This window comes from Streptomyces sp. DSM 40750, from assembly GCF_024612035.1.
In the GTDB taxonomy this organism is placed as follows: Bacteria; Actinomycetota; Actinomycetes; order Streptomycetales; family Streptomycetaceae; genus Streptomyces.
In genome coordinates this window covers 5,037,133-5,043,443 of sequence record NZ_CP102513.1, presented here as the reverse complement: position 1 = coordinate 5,043,443, position 6,311 = coordinate 5,037,133, and the positions used below count along the sequence as shown (strand labels likewise).

The following is a 6,311-nucleotide window of genomic DNA, read 5'->3' as shown; positions in this document are numbered from 1 at the left end:
CCCGCTGCCGCCGCTATTGAGTGACCCATTCGTGTCCGACAAACCGTCGGGCTTTTCTTAGATGTGCCGGGACAGCGAGAGGTCAGTTCCCCGCTGCCTGCTCCATGCGACGACGCAAGCTCAAGGGGCGCATATCCGTCCACACCTCACCGATATGCGTGAGGCATTCCGCACGCTTTCCCTCGGTGCCCTCCGCGCGCCAACCGGCGGGAAGGTCCCGGTCCGCCCACCAGATGGAATACTGCTCCTCGTCATTGACCACGACACGGTAGATCTGGCCGTCATCCTGTTCGTCAGCCATGACAAACCCCTTCAAGAAGCCGTCGGTAAACGGCATTCGGGCATTCCATATCTGTTCGATCAGTTTTCTCGGCGACCCAATACTCCGTCTATATCGGAGCTATCCGGCCAAGAAGCCCTCCGGCCCGGGACCCGATTCGAAGTCGGGTCCCGGGCCGGAGGGCTTCGGGTGTGCGTGTTCCGGGGGCGGGCCTATTCGGCGTGTGCGCCCGTGGTGGCGGCGACGGGTGCCGGCCGCGACTGTTCGCCCTTGCCGGGCAGTCGGTTCAGCCGCCCCGGCAGGGTCCAGGCCCGTTCACCGAGCATGGCCACGGCGGCGGGGAGCAGCACGCCGCGCACGATGGTCGCGTCGATGAGGATGGCCACCGCCATGCCCACGCCCATCATCTTGTTCTCGATGGCGGAGAGGGTGATGAAGACGGTGAACACCGCCGTCATGATGACGGCCGCGCTGGTGACGACGCCGGCGCTGGCGGCGATGCCGCCGACGACGGCTTCCCGCGTGGTGGCTCCGGCCAGCCTGCGCTCCCGGATCCGGCTGAGGATGAAGATGTGGTAGTCCATGCTCAGGCCGAACAGCACCACGAACATGAAGAGCGGCAGCCAGCCGGCCACGCCTCCGTACGGGGTGAAGCCGAGCAGTGAGCTGAAGGCGCCGTCCTGGAACACCCAGGTCAGCACGCCGTACGCGGCGCCCATGGACAGCAGGTTCAGTGCGATCGAGACCAGCGGAATGGCCAGCGAGCGGAACACGATCAGCAGCAGGGCGAACGCCAGGACGAGGACGAACCCGACGACGAGCGCCGCCCGTGAGGTGAGCTGCTCCTTGAAGTCCTCGGCGAACGCGGTCCGGCCGCCGACCGCGTAGTCGATGCCGTCGACCTTGCCGAGGGTCGCCGGCAGGGCGACCTCCCGCAGCCGTTCCAGGGCGTTGTTCGAGACCTCGTCGGTGCCGCTGCCCGCCAGCGGAACGCGCACCATGAGGACGTCGTCGACCTGCACCGTCGAGATCGGGCCCGCCAGCTGACCGTCACTGTCGGCGATCTGCTGGTGGAGTCCGTCGACCGCCGCCTTCACCTCGGGAGTGTCCGACTTCCCGCCGTCGACGCCCCAGATCGCGATTCGCGCGGGGGTCGGGGAGCCGGGGAAGGCCTCCTGCATACGGATCGCGGCGTCCACCGTGGGGGCGCTGCGCGGCAGGCTGTTGACGACGGCGGCGTCCTGCAGACGCATGTCGACGGCCGGCGCCGCCATCACGAGCAGCGCGACCACCGCGGCACCGCCCCACACCTTCGGGCGGTTGACGACGGCGCGCGCCAGCTTCTCCCAGCCGGGGGACTCGGCCACGGTCGTCCGGCGCTTGCCGAGCCACGGGATGCGGCCCTTGTCGACGCGGTGCCCGAGGGTGGCGAGCAGGGCCGGCAGCACCGTCACGGAGGCGATCATCGCCAGGCCCACCACGAGAGCGGTGCCGAGCGTCAGACCGCGGAACACGCCGAGGCCGCTGAGGAGCAGGCCGCACAGGCACAGGATCACGGTCAGGCCGGAGACGATGACGACATGGCCCGAGGTCCGGGAGGCGATCTGCAGCGACTCGGTCACACCGCGTCCGGCGGCCCGCTCCTCGCGTTCACGCCGCAGGTAGAACAGGGAGTAGTCGACGCTGACCGCGATGCCGATGAGCAGGATCATCGAGGTGACGGCGCTGTTGACGGCGACCCACCGCTCCAGGATGGCGATGAGACTGAAGGTGCCCACGACCGTGGTCGCCGCCAGTATCAGCGGGATCGACGCCGCGACCAGGGCTCCGAAGACGAAGAGCAGGATCACCAGGGTGATCGGCAGCGCGGTGGTCTCCGCACTGGCGAAGTCCTTCTTGACGGCGTCGTCGACGGCACGGGACAGACTCACGTCACCGGCCTGTACGACCCGTACGTCCTTGTTCCGGTCGGCGACTCTGTCCACCGCCTCGGTCACCGCGTCGAAGTGCGCGGTCATCTCCTCGTTCGGGCCGGCCACGAAGAAGGTGACCAGACCGGAGCGGCCGTCCTCCGAGATCTGCTGTTCCGACCCGGGATTCATCGGGGTGCGCAGGCCGGTGACCGCTCCCGGCGTCTTGTCGAACTCGGCCACCAGGTCCTCGGCGGCCTTGACGAGCGCCGGGTCGTCCAGGAACTCCCCGCCGCCGCCGTCACGCGGCTGGATGAGGACGTTCTCCAGGGTCGGCTCGTAGTTCTTCTGCGCGCTCAGCACCCGCTTGACGGCGCCGGACTCACCCGGATCCTCCGTCCTGGCACTGGATCCGGAGAACACGGCGCTGGCGAACAGCGCTACGACGACGAGGCCCAGCCAACCGCCGATCGCCAGTGCGCGGTGCCGTATCGACCAGCCGGCGATCCGCTCGATGAAAGCGCCCTGACCTCCACCACCGGATAAGTCGCCTCTTGTGGGCACTTCCGACGTTTCGCGATCCGGCGACCCGGTGACCGGTCGATCACTCTGCGTAGTGGTTGGTTTGCGCTTGGACGGCATGAACTAGGGTCCTTCCCGAAAGGGGCGATGCGCTGAAGACTCGCCAACGGCGAGGCGTTGCTGCCTTCTGCCGGGCCGTCAAGTTGCCGCTTGACGGCCCGGTTCTGTCATCTCGTCACTCGATCTCCTTGAGGACGCGCTCGACCGAATGCATACGGCTCCGCAGATCGGCGAGATGCTCGTCGATATCGGTCAGCTTCTGCTCGATGGCGTCCTGGTTCCGGTTCGCCTTCTCGGCCAGGGTCCGATACTCGTAGTCGCGGGCGAGAATGGCTCTGGCGCGCCAGGTCGCGGCCATGTTCCAGACGACGATCGTGACGATCACGATGACCATGCCGAAAATGCCGACGGCTCCGATGACTTCTTGCCAGCCCCGGGAGTTCATGAAGGAGATCCTTTCTCACCGTCCGGCTGGACGGCATCGCGCGAGCTGAGCGTCAGCACTGCGGCCGCGATGGTTTCCGGTGTGAGGTTGAGCGTAAAAGGAGACACCTCGTAGAACTTCATGGCCTTTCCGTCACTCGATATCTCGAGGTGGGCCGAGACGAGGCCTGCGGCCTCGAGCTTCCTCAGGTGGGCCTGGAGCAGGGGGCGGCTGATACCCAGCTCGCGGGCCAACTGGCTCACATAGTTGCGTCGACGGGACAGGGCGGCCACGACCCGAAGGCGGTGCGGGTTGGCCAGTGTCGCCAACACATGCACCATGTCGTCCCCGTCGCGGAAGGAGATTCTCACAGTGACACACCGAACATGCCAACAGACGTTAGCAGGTACATGAAGGGGTTTCCAGTCATGTCGATCAAGCACTCCCATCGCCAACTCGCTCACAACACAGGCCTGTTGGAGCGTCGGCGTAACACCTGCTGCACGACCATGACGCCGCCCGCGATGAGCAGCGAGATCGCAGGTCCGATGAGAAACGGGGGGATGTCGTCCGAGAGCACCCGACCGCCCAGGTAGCCGAAGCCGATGGTGTACGAGAGGAACACGGCCTCGGCGATCCCCGCACCCATCAGGTACTTGCGCACCGGGTAACCCACGATCCCGGCGGCCAGTCCGCCCGTGCCGCGCCCGGTGGGCACGAAGCGCATCGCGATCACCGAGGGCACGCCGTACCGCTGGATCCGCCGCGCCGTCCACTCCAGTGTCGAGCGGCGCCGGGCGTCCCGCGACAGCCAGGCCAGCGCGCGACCGCGCGACCTGTGGCCCATCCAGAAGACTCCGAGGTCTCCCAGCACCGCGCTGATCAGGAGGGTGAGCGCCAGGGGTGCGAGGTCGAGGCCGCCCGTCGCGGCGAGGGCTCCCGCACTCGCCAGCAGGGCGGAGTTCGGCACCATGGGCGGCAGGGTGACGAGGATGAGGAGCGCGTACATCCAGTGCGCGCTGTCCATGCCCACCAACTCCCTTGGTTTGTTGTGTTCCTGACTGCACCCGCATACAAACGTTGGCAGGTGCCAAGCCGGTTATCAACAGCCGACGGCAGGGACCAGGGGTATCTGAGAGTCAACCCCTAGGGGTTGCGGGCCGGCGGTCTCAGGGTTTCGGAGGGTGAGGCATACGGAACCCGCCACCATGGCCGAACTCGGCTTGTCAGACGGGGAGTTGCTCAAGTTTCGCGGCCAGGATCCCGGTGGTCCGGGGCAGTGACTCGTCGAAGTAGAAGTGCCCGCCGTCGACGACGTGCACCTCGGCGCCGCCGATGGCGTAGTCCTTCCACAGCTCCAGGTCGGCGGGCGCGACCGACGGATCCCGGTCGCCGCCCAGAACGACCAGCGGACAAGTCAGCGGAGCGCCCCCGGTGTACTCGTACTTGTCGATCGCACGCAGGTCTCCGGAGAGGACGGGATAGGCGATCCGCCACAGCTCCTCGTCCTCCTCCAGCGCCCGCGCGCCCTCTCCGCCGAGCCCGCGGAGGTAGGCCCGCAACTCGTCTTCCTCGAACGACAGCCCTCTGGGGGCGCGTTCGGCGGGCGCCTTGCACGCGGAGACGAACAGGGCGGCCAGCGGCGAGGGGAAGCGCGGCTGGAGCCGACGGGCCGCTTCGAAGGCCACCACGGCGCCCATGCTGTGCCCGAAGAACGCGGTGGGACGGTCGAAGGGCGTCTCCATGCCCCGTACGATCTCGTCCGCCAGCTCGGGTATCGACTCGGGCATGGGATCGCGGTAGCGGTCCTGTCGCCCGGGGTACTGGACGGCGATCAGCTCGACCGTCTCCGGGAGCAGGCGCGCCCAGCTGTGAAAGGCGCTCGCGGATCCCCCGGCGTGCGGGAAGCAGTACAGCCGCGTTCGCGCCCGGGGGCGCGGCACGAACCGCCGGAACGGGCTCTGCGTCGTCATCATGCGCTCCTGCACCACTCGACTACGCTCATCGGACGGCCGACGAGGTCGGCGCGGCCCGCCGCTTCGACGAGAGCGCCGAGGGCCGTGCGACGACCGTCCCCTCCCGCGCGTCGGCGAGGCCGCGCAGGACGACGGGGCCGCTGCCCCGCCCCGCCTTCCTGGCCAGCGCGGCGACCAGGCCGGGGCCCAGGTCCACCTCCTCCACCAGCCATCTGCCGCGGGGACCGGGCCCGGTGTGCTCGACGACCACCGCACCCGCTTCGGCGGGCAGTACGTCCAGAGCGCGCAGGTCCGTGACGATGCCGATCCCGACGGCCTTCAGCACGGCCTCCTTCCGCGTCCAGGAGCGGAGGAAGAACTGCCGTCGGTCGTCCTCGTGCTCCAGTGCCCGCAGCCGGGCGAGTTCGAGGTCGGACAGCGCCAGTTCCGACACGCCTTCCGGAGCGAAGTCGTGCCCGCTCTCGATGTCGACGCCGATGTTCCCCCCGGCGGTGACGGCCAGCGCCCAGTGCGGACCCGACCGGGAGAGACTGAACTCCAGACTGGTGGCGGGCCGGACGATCCGGGGCCGGCCGTGGGTGCGGTCCCCGCAGGCCGGGCAGATGTGCCGACCGAACCGGATCGCGCCGGGTGGCCCGCCGAGATAGTGATCGGCGAGCAAGCGGCGCAGCACGGCGTGCGCGCCCGCGTAGTGGGCCTGGAGCGGAGGGCGTCTACCGCGCACGAGGCGGAGTTCCTCGTCATCGAGAAGGGCCAGGTCGTCCGGGGTGCATTCGTCCGGGACGCGACCGTGCCAGACATGGACCGCGCCTGTCGCGGCAAGACGGCCGCGGCTGTCGTTCATCGTCCGGTCGCTTTGATCGACGGGGAGTGCACGGTCGACTCCATACGTAGAGGGGGGCAGAACCCAGCGCCCGCAGTGGCCGTCCCGTCCACGCCGCAACGGCCCCGGTACGGCGTTCCCTCACTCTGAGTCCCTCGGCTATATCCGCGCTATACGCCACGGCCCCGGGCAGGACACGAGGCGGGCGCCGCGGACGACGCGGCGGGACGGCGCCGCCGCGGAAGGCCCCCGTACCACCACGGCGTGCTCGGCCAGGTCGGCTCCTCGCCCGGCCTGGCAGAGGCTGCGCGTATAG

Annotated in this window: 7 protein-coding genes; all 7 read right to left on the bottom strand. The window is 68.7% G+C overall.

Translation table 11 applies throughout. From position 1 onward, the window contains the following. Positions 1-82: 82 nt before the first annotated feature. Positions 83-301, bottom strand: coding sequence for an MbtH family protein (locus JIX55_RS22585; RefSeq protein WP_257565115.1), 219 nt, complete (start codon positions 299-301; stop codon positions 83-85). 191 nt (positions 302-492) lie between these two features. Continuing rightward, positions 493-2,754 carry an MMPL family transporter gene (locus tag JIX55_RS22580; protein WP_257565114.1) on the bottom strand — a complete coding sequence of 754 codons (2,262 nt, stop codon included), beginning with the start codon at positions 2,752-2,754 and terminating at the stop codon, positions 493-495. Between the two features lie 193 nt (positions 2,755-2,947). Further along, positions 2,948-3,217 carry a hypothetical protein gene (locus JIX55_RS22575; protein ID WP_257565113.1) on the bottom strand — a complete coding sequence of 90 codons (270 nt, stop codon included), beginning with the start codon at positions 3,215-3,217 and terminating at the stop codon, positions 2,948-2,950. After that, positions 3,214-3,537 carry an ArsR/SmtB family transcription factor gene (locus JIX55_RS22570; protein WP_257569439.1) on the bottom strand — a complete coding sequence of 108 codons (324 nt, stop codon included), beginning with the start codon at positions 3,535-3,537 and terminating at the stop codon, positions 3,214-3,216. The genes JIX55_RS22575 and JIX55_RS22570 overlap by 4 nt, the downstream gene beginning before the upstream one ends. A 119-nt stretch (positions 3,538-3,656) precedes the next feature. After that, positions 3,657-4,223, bottom strand: a complete 567-nt coding sequence (locus JIX55_RS22565) for a DedA family protein (RefSeq protein ID WP_257565112.1) — start codon at positions 4,221-4,223, stop codon at positions 3,657-3,659. Between the two features lie 199 nt (positions 4,224-4,422). Continuing rightward, positions 4,423-5,172: a thioesterase II family protein gene (locus JIX55_RS22560; protein ID WP_257565111.1), complete on the bottom strand. Its 750-nt coding sequence runs from the start codon at positions 5,170-5,172 to the stop codon at positions 4,423-4,425. 25 nt (positions 5,173-5,197) lie between these two features. Further along, positions 5,198-6,016 (bottom strand): 4'-phosphopantetheinyl transferase family protein, encoded by an 819-nt coding sequence (locus JIX55_RS22555; protein WP_257565110.1) that lies wholly within the window; start codon positions 6,014-6,016, stop codon positions 5,198-5,200. Between the last annotated feature and the right edge of the window lie 295 nt (positions 6,017-6,311).